Source organism: Pseudonocardia sp. CA-107938, assembly GCF_050936315.1.
Taxonomy (GTDB): Bacteria; Actinomycetota; Actinomycetes; order Mycobacteriales; family Pseudonocardiaceae; genus Pseudonocardia.
On the sequence record NZ_JBNJNA010000001.1, the window covers coordinates 1523656 to 1540819 of the forward strand.

The window sequence follows — 17164 nt, forward strand, 5'->3', positions numbered from 1 at the left end:
GGAGGGTGTCCAGAGCGCCCGCGAGGGCGAGCGGTGAGCACGTTCACCGACGGCGCTCCGCCGTCGGTGAGCCCGGACCCGGGGGACGACCCGGGTTCCGCGAACGGCCGGGAGTCGCCACCGATGAACGGTGAGCAGAGCGACTGGCTGCAGGAGGAGATCCGCCGTCGCATGGCGGCCAGAGCTGCGGACGGTGGCGGGGCACGGCACGCGCGCCGTGGTGCGCCCTCGCCGTTCCCCGGCACCGGCCAGAGCCCGGGGCACCGGCCACCGCGCCACGCGACCCCACCGGGCTCGCCGGCGTCCGATCCCGTGCCCGGACCGCCCGTGCCGCCGCGTCCGCTGCCGTCGCGCGCCCGGCGGTTCGACGCGAACCCCCCGGCCCCGCAACCGAACGATACGACCCCGCCGCCGCGGCCCGCCCCGGGGCCTCAGGTCGCGTTCGACGGACCCGCGCTCCTGCACCCCGCCTTCGGGGCGCAGGCTCCGCCGGAGTCGGTCTACGGCGGGCCGGTCCGCCGCGGCCCGGCGTTCGCCGACCCGGCGCTGCTGAGCGATCCGCCGCCCCGTGCGCCGGAGCCCCCGCGTGCCCCCGACGTCGCGCCCCCGCCCGCCACCGAGCCACCTCCGCGGCCCACCCCGCGGCGGCGGACCCCGCACTCGCCCCCCGGGTTCGCGCTGCCGCCGTCCGTCGCGTTCCGCGACGGTGCCGCGGCCGGCCGCGCGTTCGCCGGCATCCCCGGCGCCGCTGCGCCCACCCCGAGCCCCGTCCCGTCCCGCGCCGCCGAGACCGGGCCCGTGCCCACCGTCGAGCCGCCGACGGTGGACGACACCGGACCGCACGACGTGCGCAACCTGCAGCGCGTCGACCCGCCCGCTGCCCCCGGCACGCCGGTGGGCCCTGGCCTGTCCGCACTGGGGAGCCCCCCCGTCCGCACCGGCCGCCGGCCCGTGCCCCCGGCCGGCCCGGCCGCGGCCCGGTTGCTCTCGCCGCCGCCCAGCCCGCCGTCGACGCCGACGGGCATCCCGGTCGAGGGCCCCGGCACGTCCGCAGAGACCGGCCCGATGGTCCCACCGCCCGTCGAGCCGACGGCACCCGTCGACGGGCAGCGCCCGGTCGCCGTGCCCGAGCAGCGCGGCGGACCGAGCGAGCTCGCGACCGGTCCGGCCACCCGGCGCTACGTCGACTACGAGGACTACGACGACGACGACTACGACGACCCCGAGCTCGACGCCGAGATCGCCGAGGCCGCCCGCGTCGAGGCCGAGTCCGCGGAGCAGCCGGAGACCATCAAGCGCGTGCGGGTGGTGCTGGCCGAGCGGAAGTCGACGGCGCGCCCGGTCCGCACGGTCGACGACGTGCGGGAGGGCACCGGCGTCGGCGAGGTGCTGCGCCGCGGGCTGATCCGCTCGCAGCTGACGGTGGCCCTGTCGTTCGCGGCCACCGCGCTGCTCGTGCTCGGCTGCCTGCCGCTGGTCTTCGCCTACCTGCCCGAGGTCACGCGGATCACCGTGCTCGGCATCCGCCTGCCGTGGCTCCTGCTCGGCGGGCTGGTGTACCCGTTCCTCCTCGGCCTCGGCTGGTGGCACTCCCGGGCCGCGGAGCGCGTCGAGAAGGGCTTCGCCGATCACGTCCAGGGATGACGTGACGAGCGGCCCGGTCCTGGGGGAAACTGGGCCGTGACCACGTCGGAGATCGTGCCGCTCGTCGCGATCGCGCTCGTCGCGCTGATCTCGGCGATGATCGGTTTCCTCGGCGTCCGCGTCACGCGCAGCACGTCGGACTTCCTCGTGGCGTCCCGCACGGTCAAGCCGCTCACCAACGCGAGCGCGATCTCCGGCGAATACCTCTCCGCGGCCTCGTTCCTGGGCATCGGCGGCGTGATCATCGCGACCGGGGCCGACGGGCTGTGGTACCCGGTGTCGTTCGTCGTCGGCTACCTCGCGCTGCAGCTGTTCGTCGCTGCTCCGCTGCGGCGCTCCGGCGCGTACACGGTGCCCGACTTCGCCGAGGCCCGGCTGAGCTCACCCCGGTTGCGCCAGTTCTGCGCGCTGACGGTGCTGCTCATCGGCTGGCTCTACCTGCTCGCCCAGATGCAGGGGGCCGGGATGGCGCTGACCGCCCTGACCTCGCTGCCGACCTGGGTCGGGGTCGTGGCCACCGGTGTCGTCGTGCTGCTCACCGTGCTGGGCGGCGGCATGCGCTCGATCACGTTCGTGCAGGCGTTCCAGTTCTGGATCAAGGTGGCGGCGGTGGCGGTGCCGCTCGCCGCGCTGTTCAGCCTGTTCCTGTCGTCGGGTGCGCCGCGTCCGGCAGGGCCGGTGTTCGAGACCGAGACGACGGTCACCGTGCACGCGGGGGTCGGGCTGAACTTCGCCTCACCGGTCAACATCGACGCGTACGGCGTCGTCGACGGCGTGCGCGTCGACGGGCCGCACAACATGGTTCGCGGCGTGCACGACATCGACAACGGCACCCGGCTCGTCTTCCCGGCGGGTGCCGCGGTGCCGGAGCCGGTGGGCATGACCCCGGACGAGTCGTGGCTCGACCCGTCCGCCGGCCCGCTCCGGCTGCTGGAGATCTACTCGATCATGGTGGCCGGGTTCTTCGGCACCATGGGGCTGCCGCACGTGCTCGTGCGCTTCTACACGAACGAGGACGGTCGCGCCGCGCGCCGCACGACGGTCCTCGTGCTGCTCATGATCGGCACGTTCTACCTGCTCATCACGCTGCTCAGCTACATGTCGCGGCACCTCGTGCCGCAGGTGCTGCTGCAGAGCCGGGCCGACGCCGCGGTGCTGCTCGTGCCGACCGCGGCGTTCGGCGACAGCGCCGTGGGGTGGGGGCTGGCCGGGCTCGTGGCAGCGGGCACGGCCGCGGCGTTCCTGGCCACGTCGTCCGGCCTGGTGGTCAGCCTCGCCGGCGTGCTGTTCACCGACGTGCTGCCCGGACGGGTGCGCAACTTCCGGCTCGCGACCGCGCTGGCCACCGTGGTGCCGCTGTCGGTCGGCCTGACGACGACGCGGCTGGAGTTCAACCTGCTCGTCCCGCTGGCGTTCGCCGTCGCCGCGTCCACGTTCTGCCCGTTGCTGATCCTCGGCATCTGGTGGCGCGGGTTGACCGCGGCCGGCGCGACCACGGGCGTCGCCGTCGGCGGGCTGCTGTCGGGCGCGGCCTCGATCGCCAGCCTGTACGTGCCGGTGCCCGACAACTGGATCGGCGTGCTGGCCAACCGGCCGGCACTGGTGACGGCGCCGCTGGCGTTCGCGGTGACGGTCGTCGTGAGCAAGCTGACCAGGGCGAACCGGCCCAGCGACGTCGACGCGGTGCTGCTGCAGCTGCATGCGCCTGAGCGGCTGGGCCTGGGCGTCGACCGCCTGACGCACCAGCGGACCGATGGGCCGGAGCTCTCGTGACCGGTCTTGTGCCCGACCCCCGGCAAGAGGCAGCGTGGCGGGCGATGGGTGGCCGCGGATCGAGCGGGCGTCAGCGGGGGCTGCGATGAGTGGGGCAGCGGTCGCAGCCCTGGTCGCCATGTGCCTGGTTGCTCTGCTGTCTGCGGCGATCGGCGCGCTCGGCGTCCGCTTCGCGCGCAGCACGTCGGACTTCCTGGTCGCCTCCCGCACCGTCGGCCCGGCCGCGAACGCCGGCGCCATCTCGGGCGAGTACCTGTCGGCGGCGTCCTTCCTGGGCATCGCCGGGCTGATCCTCCGCGACGGCGTGGACGCGCTCTGGTACCCCGTCGGCTACACCGCGGGCTACCTGGCGCTCGTGCTGTTCGTCGCCGCGCCGCTGCGTCGCTCCGGCGCGTACACGATCCCGGACTTCGCCGAGGCCCGGCTGCACTCGCCTGCGCTGCGCCGCGTCGGCACGGCGTTCGTGGTGGTCATCGGGTGGCTGTACCTGCTGCCGCAGCTGGAGGGTGCGGGCCTCACCCTCACCGTCGTCACGAACCTGCCGGCGTGGACGGGCGCGGTCGCGGTCACCGTCGTCGTGGTGGCCAACGTGATGTTCGGCGGCATGCGGTCGATCACGTTCGTGCAGGCGTTCCAGTACTGGTTCAAGTTCAGCGCGCTGCTGATCCCCGCCGCGATCGCGCTGACGGCGTTCTTCGGCACCGGGCACACGTTCGGCCGGCCCGCGCCGCCGTCGTTCCCCGAGCGGACCGTCGTCGTGGTGCACACCGACGTGGTGCTGGAGGTGACCGCGCCGACGCCGCTGGTGGCGTCCGGTCGCGTCGACGGCATCGATCGGCCGGGCGCGCCGCTGGTGTGGGAACCCGGCCGGCACGTCGTCACCGCGCCGACCACGTTGACGTTCGACCGCGGCCTGCCGGTGCCCGTGGTGGCGGGTGCGCCGGTGACGGACGACGCGTGGCTGCAACCGTTCCACCAGGGCCGCGAGGACGGGTTGCTGGCCACGTACTCGCTGATCATCGCGACGTTCCTGGGCACGATGGGCCTGCCGCACGTGCTCGTGCGCTTCTACACGAACCCCGACGGGCGGGCGGCCCGGCGCACCGCGGTGATCGTGCTGGGGCTGCTGGGCGCGTTCTACGTGTCGGTCATCCTGCTCGGCGCGCTGAGCCGGCTCTACACCCCGCAGCTGCTGGTCAACGGCGACACCGACGCCGCCGTCCTGCTCCTGCCCACGGCGGTGCTGGGCAGCGGCCCGGCGGGTGCGGTGCTGGGTGCGGTGGTCGCGGCCGGTGCGTGGGCGGCGTTCCTGTCGACGTCGTCGGGGCTCATCGTGAGCATCGCCGGCGTGCTCTCCACCGACGTGTTCGGCTCCGGCCGGCCGCGGGACTTCCGGGTGGCGGCGTTCCTGGCCGGGATCGTGCCGCTCGCGCTGTCGCTCGCCGTCAACAGGCTCGACTTCTCCGAAGCGGTGGCACTGGTGTTCGCCGTGGCCGCGTCGACGTTCTGCCCGCTGCTCGTGCTGGGCATCTGGTGGCGCGGGCTGACCGCGCCGGGGGCGATCGCCGGCGTGCTCGTCGGCGGGCTGCTGTCGGCCGGTGCGGTCGCCGCGAGCCTCACCGGATGGGGAGGCGAGGGATGGCTCGGGGTGCTGCTGTACCGGCCCGCGATCGTCAGCGTCCCGGCCGCGTTCCTCACCATGATCGTGGGCAGCCTGCTCACCGCCGGTCACCGCCCCGAGGACGCCGAGCAGGTGATGTTGCAGATGCATGCGCCCGAGCGGTTGGGCCTCGGACACGACCGTGTGGACGCCATCGACTCGGAGTGATGCCCGAGGCTGTGCGCACCCGGGGGATCGGGTGTCCCTCGACCGGCGTACTCTGCGTAGCCGCACGGCTACAGAAGTTGATGTTGAACACGGTTCCTGCACCGAAGGGGACGGCATGACGACGACCGGCGAACGTGCGCGACGCACGGTGTACCAGGACGTCCAGGAGAGTCCGGACTTCCGGGAGCTGCGCAGCCGCCTGCGTCGGTTCGTCTTCCCGGCGAGCATCGGGTTCCTCGTCTGGTACCTGGCCTACGTGCTGCTCGCGTCCTACGAGCGCGAGTTCATGGCGACGAAGGTCCTGGGCAACATCACGGTGGGCCTGCTGGTCGGGCTGCTCCAGTTCGTGTCCACGTTCGCGATCACCACGCTCTACGTGCGCTACGCCGAGCGCAGGCTCGACCCGCTCGCCGAGCAGATCCGCGAGCGCATCGAGGGGACGCACCGGTGACGACGACCGTGCTGGCCCAGCAGCCGATCGGCAACGTCGGCCTCAACATCGGGATCTTCCTGGTGTTCGTCGCGATCACGCTGGTGTTCGTCTACCGCGCGAGCCGCACCAACCGCAGCGCCAACGACTACTACGCAGCGGGGCGGGCGTTCACCGGCACCCAGAACGGCGTCGCCATCGCGGGCGACTACCTGTCGGCGGCGTCGTTCCTCGGCATCGCCGGCGCCATCGCGCTGGCCGGCTACGACGGGTTCCTCTACTCGATCGGCTTCCTGGTCGCGTGGCTGGTCGCGCTGCTGCTGGTGGCCGAGCTGCTGCGCAACACCGGCCGCTTCACGATGGGCGACGTGCTCGCGTTCCGCATGCGCCAGCGCCCCGTGCGCGCGGCCGCGGCCACGTCCACGTTGTTCGTCTCGTTCTTCTACCTGCTCGCCCAGATGGCCGGGGCCGGCGGGCTGATCGCGCTGCTGCTGCAGATCCCCGCCTCCAACACGTTCGGGCAGAGCATCGTGATCGCCGTCGTGGGTGGCCTCATGGTCGTGTACGTGCTGGTGGGCGGCATGAAGGGCACCACGTACGTGCAGATCACGAAGGCGGTGCTGCTGCTGCTCGGTGCCGCCGTGATCACCGCGTGGGTGCTCGGCCGGTACGGGTTCAACCTGTCGCGCATCCTCGGCGACGCCGCGGCGAACAGCCCGGCCGGCGAGGGCGTGCTCGCGCCCGGGCTGCAGTACCGCAACCCGATCGACTTCATCTCCTTGGGCCTCGCACTGGTGCTCGGCACCGCCGGCCTGCCGCACATCCTGATGCGCTTCTACACGGTGCCCAACGCCCGTGAGGCGCGTCGCTCCGTGGTGTGGGCGATCTGGCTGATCGGGCTGTTCTACCTGTTCACGCTGGTGCTCGGGTACGGCGCCGCGGCGCTGCTGCCCAAGGGCACGATCACCGCGGCCAACCAGAACAACGCCGCCCCGCTGCTCGCCGAGCGCCTCGGCGGCGAGCTCCTGCTGGGCCTGGTGTCGGCCGTCGCGTTCGCGACGATCCTCGCCGTCGTCGCCGGATTGACGATCACCGCGTCGGCGTCGTTCGCCCACGACGTCTACGCCAACGTGATGAAGCGCGGCGCCGCCCGGCCCGACCAGGAGGTGCGGGTCGCCCGGCTCACCGCGCTGGTGATCGGCGTCGTCGCGATCGGCGGCGGGATCATCGCCAACGGGCAGAACGTCGCGTTCCTGGTGGCGCTCGCGTTCGCCGTGGCGGCGTCGGCGAACCTGCCGACGATCCTGTACTCGCTGTTCTGGAAGCGGTTCAACACCACCGGCGCGCTGTTCTCGATCTACGGCGGCTTGATCATCTCGATCGTCCTGATCGTGTTCTCGCCCGCCGTGTCGGGCAAGCCGGTCAACCCGGAGACGGGGCGCAGCGCGTCGATGATCCAGGGTGTGGACTTCCACTTCTTCCCGCTGGACAACCCGGGCATCGTCTCGATCCCCGCGTCGTTCCTGCTGGGCATCCTCGGCACGCTCGTCGGGGCTCGGCGGAAGGTGGACGCCGCGAAGTACGCGGAGATGGAGGTCCGCTCGCTCACGGGTGCCGGGGCGGAGAAGGGCGCGGTCAAGCCGCGCGCGGGCGAGGTCCGCGTCTGAGCCGACGTCACACACGGCTGGGCCCGTTCACACACGTCCGAACGTGTGTGAACGGGCCCAGCCCTGTGTGAGGTGCCTGTTCACCGGGCCGTGACGCGGTGCGTGGCAGGATCGGTGCCATGACCGGTGCCGTCCCCGCCGTCGGGGTTGCCGAGCTGCCCGACGACGCCGTGCTGCTCGATGTCCGTGAGAACGACGAATGGGCCGCCGGGCACGCCCCGGACGCGCAGCACCTCCCGATGAGCGAGCTGACCGCGCGGCTCGGCGAGCTGCCCGACGCCGACCCGCTGTACGTGATCTGCCGCTCGGGTGGCCGCTCGGCGCGCGTCGTGGCGTACCTGGGCCAGCAGGGCCACTCCGTGGTGAACGTGGACGGTGGCATGCAGGCGTGGCAGGCCGCGGGCCGGCCGATCGTGGGCGAGGTGCCCGGCGCCGACCCGACGGTCGTCTAGTGCCGTGACCCAGCCGCGGAGCGTGCGCTGCCGGCACTGCGGGCACTCCGGCCCGCCGGCCGGGCCGTACTGCCCGGGGTGCGGCCGGTACCTGGCCGCGGCGCCGCTGGAGTGGGTCGCCACGCCGCCGGCGTCGGTGTACCCGCCCGCGCCGCCGCACACCCCGCGCAGCCCCTACCGCGGCGCCCCGTTCTACCGGTGGATCCCGCGCTGGGGCTTCCCGGCCGGGCCGTGGCGCGACCCCGACGGGGAGCCCGCCGAGCCGCCGACGGCCCTGCACGCCGCGCGCGCGCTCGCCGGCACCGTCGTCCCGCTGCTGTGGGCCACCGCCGTCGTCGCGTTCATGGCGGCCGGTGCGGAGGTCTGGCGGTACGTGCTGCTGCTGCAGAGCCGCGACGAGGCGCTCGCGCCCGCCGCGGTGGCGGCGTCCGACGCGCTGGTGGCCGCAGCCGGCATCGTCGCGCCGATCCTGGCCGTCGTGGCGGGGCTCGCGACGGTGCTGTGGACGCTGCGGGCCCGCATCGCCGCCGCCGAGCTGGCCGGGGTGGCGCCGACGCGCAGCCCGCGCCAGGTCGTGCTCGGCTGGGTGGTGCCCGGGGTGAACCTCGTCGTGCCCGGCTCGGTCCTCGCCGAGATCGAGCACGCCGTGCTCGAACGGCCCGCCGACCATCGTCCGCGCCCGTCCCGGCTGCTGCTCGCTTGGTGGATCACCTGGGCCGTCGGCGGGGTGCTCGCCGTGCTGACGCTGGTGTGGCTGTTCCTGCCCGGCGTGCAGGCGCGCGCCGACGGGGTGGTGCTGCACGCGGTCCTCGACCTCGTCGCCACCGCGTCCGCGGCGCTGCTCGCCCGGCACATCACGCTCGTCACCCGGCTGCTCGGCCCGTTCCGCACCACCCGGCGCGAGCTGGTGGTCAGCCTCGGCCCACCCGCAGCTCCCGCAACCCCCGCATGACGAAGTCCGGCCGTCGCTGCGTCGGCCCGGCGAGCACCAGATCCGGCAGGTGCGTGCGCAGCGCGGCGAGCGTGGCGGCCACCTCCAGCCGCGCGAGCGGAGCGCCCAGGCAGTAGTGGACGCCGGCGCCGAAGCCCAGGTGCGCGTTCGGGTGCCGGCCCACGTCAAGCTCGTCGGGGCGGTCGACGGCCTCGGGGTCGCGCGCGGCCGCACCGAGCAGCGCCGCGATCTTCGTGCCCGCTGGCACCGGGTACCCGGCCACCTCGGTGTCGACGGTCGCCGTCCGCTCGAACAGCTGCAGCGGCGCGTCGAAGCGGATCAGCTCCTCGACGCACCGCGCGTCCAGCCCCGGGTCGGCGAGCAGCCGCTCCCACTGGTCGCGATGGGTGAGCAGCGCCAGCACCCCGTTGCCGACGACGTTCACGGTGGCCTCGTGCCCGGCCATCAGCAGCAGTGCGGCGGTGCCGACCAGCTCGTCGGGGTCCAGCTCGGCGGCCACCAGATCGGAGACGAGGTCGTCGCCCGGCTGCCGGGCGCGGTGGGCCGCGAACTCCCGCAGCTCCGCCACGAACTCCTGCGCCGCCTGCTCGGCCGCCGCACGCCGAGCCTCCCCGGGATCCGGCTCGTACATCGTCACGATCGCGTTCGACCAGCCCCGCAGCAGCGACCGCGCCGGCTCCTCCACACCGAGCAGCTCGCCGATCACCTCGACGGGCAGCGGCGCCGCGACCGTCGCCATCAGGTCGGCGGAACCGTCCCCGTCGATCGCTGCGGCCAGCTCCCGGACGAGCCGGTCGGCCAGCTCCGACACCCACGGTGCCAGCCGGGCCGTGTGCCCGCGGTTGAACGCGCCCGCCACCATGCCGCGCAGCCGCGCGTGCGACGGGCCCTCCTGCTCGAGCAGCGAGTTGCGGTGCAGCAGGTTGAACGCCGTGAACGCGTCGGCCGGCTCCGCGTCCGCCCAGATCCGACCCAGCTCGCGGCCGCGCAGCACCTGCGAGCACGCCGCGTGCGACACCGCCACCGGCATCCCCAGCAGCGGATGGTCGTGCACGGGGGCCTGCGCGCGCAGCCGCGCGAACGTCGGGTACGGGTCGGCGAGGAACGCCTCAGCACGTGGATCGAACGGGACCACGAAGAGACATCATGCGCCCCGCGGCTACTCTTCTCGCCACCATGGCGAAGAAGACACGCGACCGCGCAGCAGCCCCCGGCGACAACCCCCGCCGCCCGTGCCCGTGCGGCTCGGGCAAGCGCTACAAGGCCTGCCACGGCGCCGGCGACGACGTCATCGTGACCCGCCCGTTCGCCGGGCTGGCGATCGAACCCGACCTCATCGCGATGCGGGAGTTCCTGCCGTCCGGCACCGCGCCGCTGCCGCTGCGCGAACCCGCCGAGCGTCCCGTGCTGCTCGCCACCGTGCTGCCCGGTGCGTCCGCAGCACTGGTGCGCGACACCGGTGAGGTCCTGCTCGGCCTGCAGGTGCAGACCCGCTCCGGCGACCTCTCGGCCGACCTCGCGCGCGCCCTCCGCTGGGCGCTCGACGCCGAGGCCGGCACGTCACTCCCCGTCGTCGGGCCGGCCGTGGCCGGCGAGCTCGTGCGCCTGCAGGACGTCGTCGACGCCGACGCCGTCCTGGACGTCACGCTGCACCAGGACTTCGGCTGGTGGGTGCCCGAATCGGCGGAGGAACCGACCGCCGAGGTCACCGCCATGCTGGAACGCGCCAACTCGGTGATCATGCCGACCGAGGCCGTCGGCGGCGACGGCGTCCGCGGCGCCTACTGGGTCGACACCGGCAGCAAGGCGCACATCCGCTGGGTGCGCCCCGAGTCGGAGGACGAGCTCACCGCGGCGCTCGCCCGGCTGCAGTCCGCCGGCGAGCTCACCCTCGGCGAGGGCACCAAGTACGCCGGCTCGTTCCGCGCCCACGGCCTCCTCGTGCCCGTCTGGGACGTCGACCGCGAGCTGCACGCCAAGGAGTACAGCGAGCCCGTCGCCGCGTTCGCGCAGCGCCTCGACGCCGCACTGGCCGACGACACCCCGCTGACCGACGCCCAGCGCCGCGCCCGCGACGTCATCGCGGGGAAGCAGATCACGCTGCGCTAGACGGTCGCGACACCTCCCACGGCCGTGCTCCCTACGGCGCCGGCACCTTCAGGCTCGCGGCGACGCGCTGGTGGAGGGCGGCGACCTCGGCCGGGTCCTTGCCCACCCCGCGCGTGGTGAGGCGCACCGCGAAGTCCCTGGCCTCGACGAAGCGGGTGTGCACGACGGACGGCTGGCCGGAGGTCCGCGAGGTGTAGGTGATCGTGTAGTCGACGCCGGGGTGTCCGTCGACCGTCACCGGGCTGTTCGCGGTCACGGTGCCCTTCAGCCCGTCGGCCACGGAGCTGACCTCGCGCCGGCTGTCGAAGGTCATGTTCGGGCTGCGCAGCATGATGAACAGCTGCACGGTGCCGGAACGGGCGGTGACGGCCTCGTACTGCGTCGCGGTGACGGCCTGCTGCGCCGGGTCGGCGTTGGGCAGCTCCGTCTGCTGCGGGTTGGCCGGGCCGGGCAGCACCGCTGTGGTGCGGGTGGCGCCGTCGGTCACGGTCGTCCACGGGAGCGCGTCCAGCACGTCGGGCGGGCTGGTCGGGCCGGGCGGTGCCGCCGGTGTGCCGGTGACCGGTGAGGCGCAGCCGGTCGCGACTGCGGCGGCGAGCAGCAGCCCGATCATCACCCTCCTCACGGCAACCAGCTCACGTGCCCCGCCACCAGCGCGTACCCCACGAAGGCGACCACGTCGATCAGAGTGTGTCCGAGCACCAGCGCCCACAGCCGGTTGGTGCGCTGCCAGAACCGGCCGTAGACCAGGCCCATCACGAGGTTGCCGACGAACCCGCCGAGGCCCTGGTACAGGTGGTACGCGCCGCGCACGAGCGCCTGCAGCAGCAGTGCCCGGTTCTCGGACCAGCCGAGCTGGCGCAGCCGGGTGAGCAGGTAGCCGAGCAGCACCACCTCCTCGGCCCACGCGTTCGCCGCCGCCGACGCGACGAGCACGGGGGTGCGCCACCACGTGTCGTTCAGCAGCGACGGTGCGATCGTCAGTGAGAAGCCGAGCGCCTGGACGATCAGGTAGAGCCCCAGCCCGGGGATGCCGATGAGGGCCGCCAGGCCGGCCGCCGAGGCCGCGTCCCGGCCGGGGCGCGATGCGTCCAGGCCGACGGCGCGCAGCGCGAACCCGGCCCGCACCAGCAGGTACGCGCCCAGCGCGCCCCAGCCGACCAGCTGGAGCACGCCGGCCAGCTGGTAGGCCAGGTCCACCAGCTCGATCCGGGAAGCGGGCGCGTTCAACGCCACCTGCTGCTCGTTCAGCGCCACCGGTTGCAGCGCCGCGTTGAGCAGCGACAGCGCGCTGGTGAGGCCGCGCAGCCCCAGCGACACGGTCAGGACCACGAGGATCTCGGTGACGGCGAGGCGCCGTTCCCGCGGATCGGTGAGCACCGCCACCCGGTCGGGCCGGGCGGGCGTCGTCCACCGGCGGAGCACGCTGGACTCTGGGCTGCTCACGGCACGGGAACCTACCGCCCGCGTATCGTGGGACCGTGCGACGGCTGATCTTCACCCCACGGTGGATCCTGTGGCACCTGCTCACGCTGGGCGCCATGGTCACCTGTGGGTTCCTCGCGGCCTGGCAGTGGCACCGGGCCGGCGAGGCGATGGGCAGCGCGCTCAACGTCGGCTACGGCCTGCAGTGGCCGCTCTTCGCGGTGTTCTTCGGCGTCATGTGGTGGCGGATGCTGCGCATGGAGGCCGCGCGGCTCGCCGAGGAGGCGCCCGAGGCCGCCGAGGCCCCACCGACCGTCGCGCCGAGCACTCCCCGACCCGCCCCGGACGGCCCGTCGCCGTTCGGCCCGCGGCCCGCTTCGGCCGCCCAGGCGCTCGACGCCGACGATCTCGACGATCGGCAGCTCGCCGCCTACAACCAGAGACTGGCGGAGATCGCCGCGCGTGATGCCGCCCGCGAGGGAAGGTAGTCACCCGTGTCGCCACTGCTCTCCACCGACACCGCGCTGCGCGCCTACCGCGTGATGGCCTGGGTCACCGGTGTGGTGCTGCTCGTGCTCGTGCTGGTCGCGATGCCGTTGAAGTACTTCTTCGGCCAGCCGGGGCTCACCGCCGTGGTCGGGGTGAGCCACGGGTTCCTGTACATGATCTACATCGTGGTCACGCTGCTGCTCGCCGAGCGCTGCCGCTGGCGCCCGCTCGACGCGCTCGTGGTGCTGCTGGCGGGCACCATCCCGTTCGCGTCGTTCTTCGCGGAGCGTCGGGTCACGGCCCGGGTCCACGAAGGCCGCAGCCCGTTGGCCGCGTAGGGGCTCCGCGGCTGGCTGGCGCCGGACCTCGAGATCGATCTGCAGGTCGGCGGGGCCTACCGCATGGTCGGCGCCGGTGAGACCCCGATCAGCGGCACGGTGCTCGAACTCGTGCCGGAGGGTCGGCTGGTGCTGTCGTGGCTCGAGGAGGGCGCGGACTGGGTCCATCCTGCGCGCCTCGTCGTCACGCTGGAGCCGACCGCGTCCGGTACGCGGGTCGACCTCGTCCACGACGGCTTCGCCGGGATCGGCAAGGACGGGTGGCCCAATACGTACGAGGCGTACGAGCGGGGCGTCGACGAGCACCGGCTGCTGCAGCGGCTGGCGGAGCTGGCGGTGGCGACCCCCGTTGCCTGACCCGCAGCCGGTCGGTATCGACGAGGTGTTCCGGGTGCTGGCCGACCCGACCCGGCGCGGCATCCTGGACCTGCTCGCCGAGGAAGACGCGCTGACCGTCGGCGAGCTGGCCACCCGCTTTCCTCACCTCGTGGCCTCGGGCATCTCGAAGCACCTGATGGCGCTGCGCGCTGCCGGCCTGGTCACGGCGACGCGGCAGGGGCGCCACCAGCTCTACGCGATCGACGGGGACGCGCTCGCGCGGGTGCTCGCGCCGTGGTTGGCGCGGTACGAGGCGTACTGGGCCGGGGCAATCGGTCGCCTCCGTGAGCTGGCCGAGCGGGACGACGGGCCGGCCTGAGCGTCAGGCCGTGTGCTTCCGCCCGCCGCCGAACGGGCAGCCGACGAGCCGGCTCATCTGCTCGCGCAGGTCCTCCACGGTCAGCGCTTCCGCGGTGAACGCGAGCCGCACGTCGTGGTCGCGTTCGGCGGTCTCGACGCGCAGTCGCAGGCCGAACCGGTCGAGGCCGAGCGGGCGGATGCGCGCGCTGCGGTCGTCACGCAGCGGGGTCGGCAGGTGCCGGTGCAGCGCGCCGAAGACGTCGGAGTGCGCGCGTTCCAGGTGCGCGAGCCAGTGCGTCTCGTAGCGGCAGAACGGGTCCGGGGCCGCGGCGGCGAGGTCGACGGGGGCGAGCGCCGCGGTGCCTTCTGCGTCGGAGAGCACGGCCGAGCCGGGGTCGAGCCGGACGAGGGTGGCGCCGTGGCCGAGGTCGAGCAGGCGCGGGTGCGGCCGTGCCTCGGCCATGCCGACGGCGATCCGGCGCGCGCAGAACGGCGTGGGGACGCGCAGCATGCCGGTGATCCACAGCAGCGCGCGGACGGGTTCGCGCAGGTCGACGGGGGCGTGGTCGGTGAGTTCGAGCATGACCGCGAGACCGGAGCTGCCGGCGTCTCGGACGCGTCCGAGCAGCGGATCGTCGTCGGCGAGCAGCATCGCGGTGGACCCGTCGGCACGCACGTGGTGCACGAGCGGGACGGTCGGCGCGGACCCGGTGCCGACGATGCTCGCCTCGCCGCCCCGGGCTGCGATGCTGCGCGCCCGCTCGGCGCCGGTCGGCGCCGGCGGCCGGCGAGTTCGGGTCGCACCCAACGTAGCCTCCTCGTGATTAGGTGAGGCTAAGCTACGTCGCGAGTTGATCGGGTGTCCAGGGGTGTTGTGTCACGCCCAGGAGCGACCGGTTAGCGTCTTGGTCCGTGACGGCGGACGGTACGGGCGAAATCGGCATTCCGCCGCTGTTCGCCCATCTGGTCGACGACACCGCTCTGCTGCGCCCACGGGCCACCGTGGAGCCTGTCGAGGACGTGATCGAGCGGTACCTCGCGGCGCGGGACAGCCGCTACGGCGGCATGGTCGGACACCTGGTCTGCCCGGTGTCGCGGTTGTCGCAGCTCGTCGCCGACCTGAGCCGCCGCGGCCTCGACCGGCCCGTCGACGTGTCGCTCGTGGTCGACACGGGTCTCGGCGCCGTGCCCAAGGCCCTGTCCACCGTGCTCTCGCGGCCGAACCTGCTGACCCCGCGCAGCGTCGAGACCGCCGCGCCGCCCGACGTCGACGCCATCTGGCTCGAACGGGTCTCGGAGTTCGTGCCCGACGACGTCGTCCCCGTCGTGGAGCCGCGCCGCCCGCACCCCGGCGACGAGCTCGGCACGAAGGCGTGGCTCGACGCCGTGCGCCGCGTGGCCGAGCACGGCTGCACGCCGAAGCTGCGGGTCGGCGGCCCGCGGGTGTCCGACGTCCCCGACGACGCCGACGTCGAGCGGTTCGTGCAGGTGGCCGTCGAGTCCGGCAGGGGGTTCACCACGCTCGGCGTCACCGAGATGGTCCGCCCGGTCGGCCCGGATTCCACGCCGCACGGGCTGCTCAACCTCGTCCTCGCCGTGGCCAGGGCGCTCGCCGCCGGCGACGTGCGCGGCGCGCTCGCGTCCACCGACCCGGCCGCGCTGGCCGCCGAGCTGGGGCAGCTGTCGGAGCGCGCGGTCGCCGCGGTCCGCGAGCTGCTCGCGCACTGCGGGCTGGAGCGCGGCGCCGACATCACCCCCGGGTCCCGTCTCGCCGGGCTGGGCCTGCTGGCCGGCCGATGAGTAGCCGCATAGCCTTCCTGGGCCCGCGCGCCACGTTCACCGAGCAGGCACTGCGCTCGCTGCCGGAGGCGGACGGCGCCGAGCTGGTGCCGTGCAACGGAAGCCCGGCCGTGCTCGCCGCCGTGCGCGACGGCAGCGTCGACGCCGGCTGCGTGCCGATCGAGAACACCGTCGAGGGCGCCGTCCCCGCCGTGCTGGACGGGCTGGTGGCCGACCCGCCGCTGGTCATCGTGCGGGAGGCGCTGGTCGCTCCGCGGTTCGCCGTGCTCGTGCGCCCAGGTACGAAGCTCGACGACGTCCGCTCGATCGCGTCGCACCCGCACGGCATCGCCCAGACCCGCGGCTGGATCGCCGACCACCTGCCCGACGCGCAGGTGGTCATGTCGACCTCGACGGCGGAGGCGTCCGCGCAGGTCGCCCGCGGCGAGGTCGACGCCGCCGTCTCCGCGCCGCTCGCCGCCGAGCTGCACGGGCTCGACACGCTCGCCGACGACGTCGCCGACAACTCGGGCGCCGTCACCCGGTGCGCGCTGGTGCGCCGTCCCGGGCCGCTGCCGGCGCCCACCGGCCACGACCGCACCTCCATCGCCGCCACCACCGAGAACCGGCCCGGGGCCCTGCTCGGCGTGCTCACCGAGCTGGCCGTGCGCGGCATCGACCTCACGCGCATCGAGTCCCGCCCGATCAAGGACCGGCACGCCGAGTACTGGTTCCACCTCGACTGCACCGGGCACATCGCCGAACCGGCGATGGGGGAGGCGCTGGCCGCGCTGCACCGCCGGTGCGACCGCGTGCGGTTCCTGGGCTCCTACCCGCGCGCCGGCAACGGGGTCGGGCAGGCACCGGCCCGCACCGTCCTCCCGCTCGGCGACGGCGACGAGCAGGCGTTCGCCGAGTCCTGGGCATGGGTGGAGGCGCTGCGGGCGGGAGGCGGCGCGTGAGGCTCATCCTCGCCCGGCACGGTCAGACGGCGGCCAACGTCGCCAAGCGCCTGTCCACGCTGCCCCCCGGGGAGCCGCTCACCGACCTCGGCCGCGCCCAGGCGGACGCGCTCGGCGCCCGGCTCGCCGACGCCGACGTCACCGCCGTCTACGCGTCCACCGCGATCCGCGCCCAGCAGACCGCCGCTCCCGTCGCCGCCGCCCACGGGCTCGACGTCACCGTCGTCGACGGGGTGCACGAGCTGTTCGTCGGCGAGCTGGAGGATCGCGCCGACGAGCCGGCGCGTGAGCTGTTCTACGAGATCGAGCAGGCCTGGGAGGCCGGCGACGCGGAGGCGCGGCTGCCCGGCGGCGAGTCGGCTGCCGAGGTGTTCGACCGGTTCCGCCCCGTCGTCGAACGGATCACGAAGGGCGCGTCCGGCACCGTGGTGCTGGTCAGCCACGGCGGTGCCATCCGCATCGTCGGCGGTGCGCTGACCGGCGGGCCGACCCTGCCGGGGTACCTCCCGAACACCGGTCTCGTGGTGCTGCGGCCCGCGGGCGACGGCTGGGAGCTCGAGTCGGTCGACGAGACCGTCCCGCAGCCCGGCGACGTCGCTGCCGGCGGCCCCGCCGAGTAGCTCTTCACCTTGACGCAA

At 74.1% G+C, this 17164-nt stretch carries 19 protein-coding genes; 15 read left to right on the top strand and 4 right to left on the bottom strand.

Features of this window, described 5'->3' with window-relative positions; genetic code table 11:
- Window positions 1-33: 33 nt before the first annotated feature.
- The 7 genes from ACQEVB_RS07630 to ACQEVB_RS07660 all read left to right on the top strand — a co-directional run bounded on the left by ACQEVB_RS07630 (window position 34) and on the right by ACQEVB_RS07660 (window position 8746).
- Complete coding sequence (locus ACQEVB_RS07630; protein ID WP_432966847.1) at window positions 34-1644, top strand: hypothetical protein; 1611 nt, start codon at window positions 34-36, stop codon at window positions 1642-1644.
- Window positions 1645-1680: 36 nt separating this feature from the next.
- Window positions 1681-3417 (top strand): cation acetate symporter, encoded by a 1737-nt coding sequence (locus ACQEVB_RS07635; protein ID WP_432966849.1) that lies wholly within the window; start codon window positions 1681-1683, stop codon window positions 3415-3417.
- An 85-nt stretch (window positions 3418-3502) separates the two neighbouring features.
- Window positions 3503-5245, top strand: coding sequence for a cation acetate symporter (locus tag ACQEVB_RS07640; protein ID WP_432966851.1), 1743 nt, complete (start codon window positions 3503-3505; stop codon window positions 5243-5245).
- Window positions 5246-5360: 115 nt separating this feature from the next.
- On the top strand, window positions 5361-5696 hold the full coding sequence (locus ACQEVB_RS07645) for a DUF485 domain-containing protein (RefSeq protein WP_432966853.1): 336 nt from the start codon (window positions 5361-5363) through the stop codon (window positions 5694-5696).
- Window positions 5693-7342, top strand: coding sequence for a solute symporter family protein (locus ACQEVB_RS07650; RefSeq protein WP_432966855.1), 1650 nt, complete (start codon window positions 5693-5695; stop codon window positions 7340-7342). Before ACQEVB_RS07645 ends, ACQEVB_RS07650 begins: the two co-directional genes overlap by 4 nt.
- 119 nt (window positions 7343-7461) lie before the next feature.
- Window positions 7462-7794, top strand: coding sequence for a rhodanese-like domain-containing protein (locus ACQEVB_RS07655; protein ID WP_432966857.1), 333 nt, complete (start codon window positions 7462-7464; stop codon window positions 7792-7794).
- Between the two features lie 4 nt (window positions 7795-7798).
- Window positions 7799-8746, top strand: a complete 948-nt coding sequence (locus tag ACQEVB_RS07660) for a DUF4328 domain-containing protein (RefSeq protein WP_432966859.1) — start codon at window positions 7799-7801, stop codon at window positions 8744-8746.
- On the opposite strand, the gene ACQEVB_RS07665 is transcribed toward ACQEVB_RS07660, so the two are convergent.
- On the bottom strand, window positions 8706-9881 hold the full coding sequence (locus ACQEVB_RS07665; protein ID WP_432966861.1) for a cytochrome P450: 1176 nt from the start codon (window positions 9879-9881) through the stop codon (window positions 8706-8708). The genes ACQEVB_RS07660 and ACQEVB_RS07665 overlap by 41 nt on opposite strands.
- Before the next feature lie 41 nt (window positions 9882-9922).
- Between ACQEVB_RS07665 and ACQEVB_RS07670 the strand changes: the two genes are divergently transcribed.
- The gene (locus ACQEVB_RS07670) at window positions 9923-10855 is read left to right on the top strand and encodes a DUF5926 family protein (protein WP_432966863.1); all 933 of its coding nucleotides are present in this window, start codon (window positions 9923-9925) and stop codon (window positions 10853-10855) included.
- 31 nt (window positions 10856-10886) lie between these two features.
- Here the strand turns inward: ACQEVB_RS07670 and ACQEVB_RS07675 are convergent, their stop codons facing one another.
- Complete coding sequence (locus ACQEVB_RS07675; RefSeq protein WP_432966865.1) at window positions 10887-11480, bottom strand: hypothetical protein; 594 nt, start codon at window positions 11478-11480, stop codon at window positions 10887-10889.
- Window positions 11477-12301, bottom strand: a complete 825-nt coding sequence (locus tag ACQEVB_RS07680) for a CPBP family intramembrane glutamic endopeptidase (protein ID WP_432966867.1) — start codon at window positions 12299-12301, stop codon at window positions 11477-11479. Before ACQEVB_RS07680 ends, ACQEVB_RS07675 begins: the two co-directional genes overlap by 4 nt.
- 35 nt (window positions 12302-12336) lie before the next feature.
- On the opposite strand from ACQEVB_RS07680, the gene ACQEVB_RS07685 reads away from it, so the two are divergent.
- The 4 genes from ACQEVB_RS07685 to ACQEVB_RS07700 are packed head-to-tail and all read left to right on the top strand — an operon-like array spanning window position 12337 to window position 13804.
- The gene (locus ACQEVB_RS07685) at window positions 12337-12768 is read left to right on the top strand and encodes a hypothetical protein (RefSeq protein WP_432966869.1); all 432 of its coding nucleotides are present in this window, start codon (window positions 12337-12339) and stop codon (window positions 12766-12768) included.
- Between the two features lie 6 nt (window positions 12769-12774).
- Window positions 12775-13107, top strand: coding sequence for a DUF3817 domain-containing protein (locus ACQEVB_RS07690; protein WP_432966871.1), 333 nt, complete (start codon window positions 12775-12777; stop codon window positions 13105-13107).
- Window positions 13108-13122: 15 nt separating this feature from the next.
- Window positions 13123-13464 carry an SRPBCC family protein gene (locus tag ACQEVB_RS07695; protein WP_432980212.1) on the top strand — a complete coding sequence of 114 codons (342 nt, stop codon included), beginning with the start codon at window positions 13123-13125 and terminating at the stop codon, window positions 13462-13464.
- Window positions 13457-13804: an ArsR/SmtB family transcription factor gene (locus ACQEVB_RS07700; protein ID WP_432966873.1), complete on the top strand. Its 348-nt coding sequence runs from the start codon at window positions 13457-13459 to the stop codon at window positions 13802-13804. Before ACQEVB_RS07695 ends, ACQEVB_RS07700 begins: the two co-directional genes overlap by 8 nt.
- A 3-nt stretch (window positions 13805-13807) precedes the next feature.
- On the opposite strand, the gene ACQEVB_RS07705 is transcribed toward ACQEVB_RS07700, so the two are convergent.
- A complete protein-coding gene (locus tag ACQEVB_RS07705) occupies window positions 13808-14593 on the bottom strand; it encodes a DUF2470 domain-containing protein (protein WP_432966875.1) in 786 nt (261 codons plus the stop codon).
- A 104-nt stretch (window positions 14594-14697) separates the two neighbouring features.
- Here ACQEVB_RS07705 and ACQEVB_RS07710 point away from each other — a divergent pair, with 104 nt between their 5' ends.
- The 3 genes from ACQEVB_RS07710 to ACQEVB_RS07720 are packed head-to-tail and all read left to right on the top strand — an operon-like array spanning window position 14698 to window position 17146.
- Entirely contained in the window at window positions 14698-15585 is an 888-nt protein-coding gene (locus tag ACQEVB_RS07710) for a hypothetical protein (RefSeq protein WP_432966877.1), read from the top strand.
- Window positions 15582-16526: a prephenate dehydratase gene (gene pheA, locus ACQEVB_RS07715; RefSeq protein WP_432966879.1), complete on the top strand. Its 945-nt coding sequence runs from the start codon at window positions 15582-15584 to the stop codon at window positions 16524-16526. The genes ACQEVB_RS07710 and pheA overlap by 4 nt, the downstream gene beginning before the upstream one ends.
- Window positions 16523-17146, top strand: a complete 624-nt coding sequence (locus ACQEVB_RS07720; protein WP_432966881.1) for a histidine phosphatase family protein — start codon at window positions 16523-16525, stop codon at window positions 17144-17146. Before pheA ends, ACQEVB_RS07720 begins: the two co-directional genes overlap by 4 nt.
- Window positions 17147-17164 lie beyond the last annotated feature (18 nt).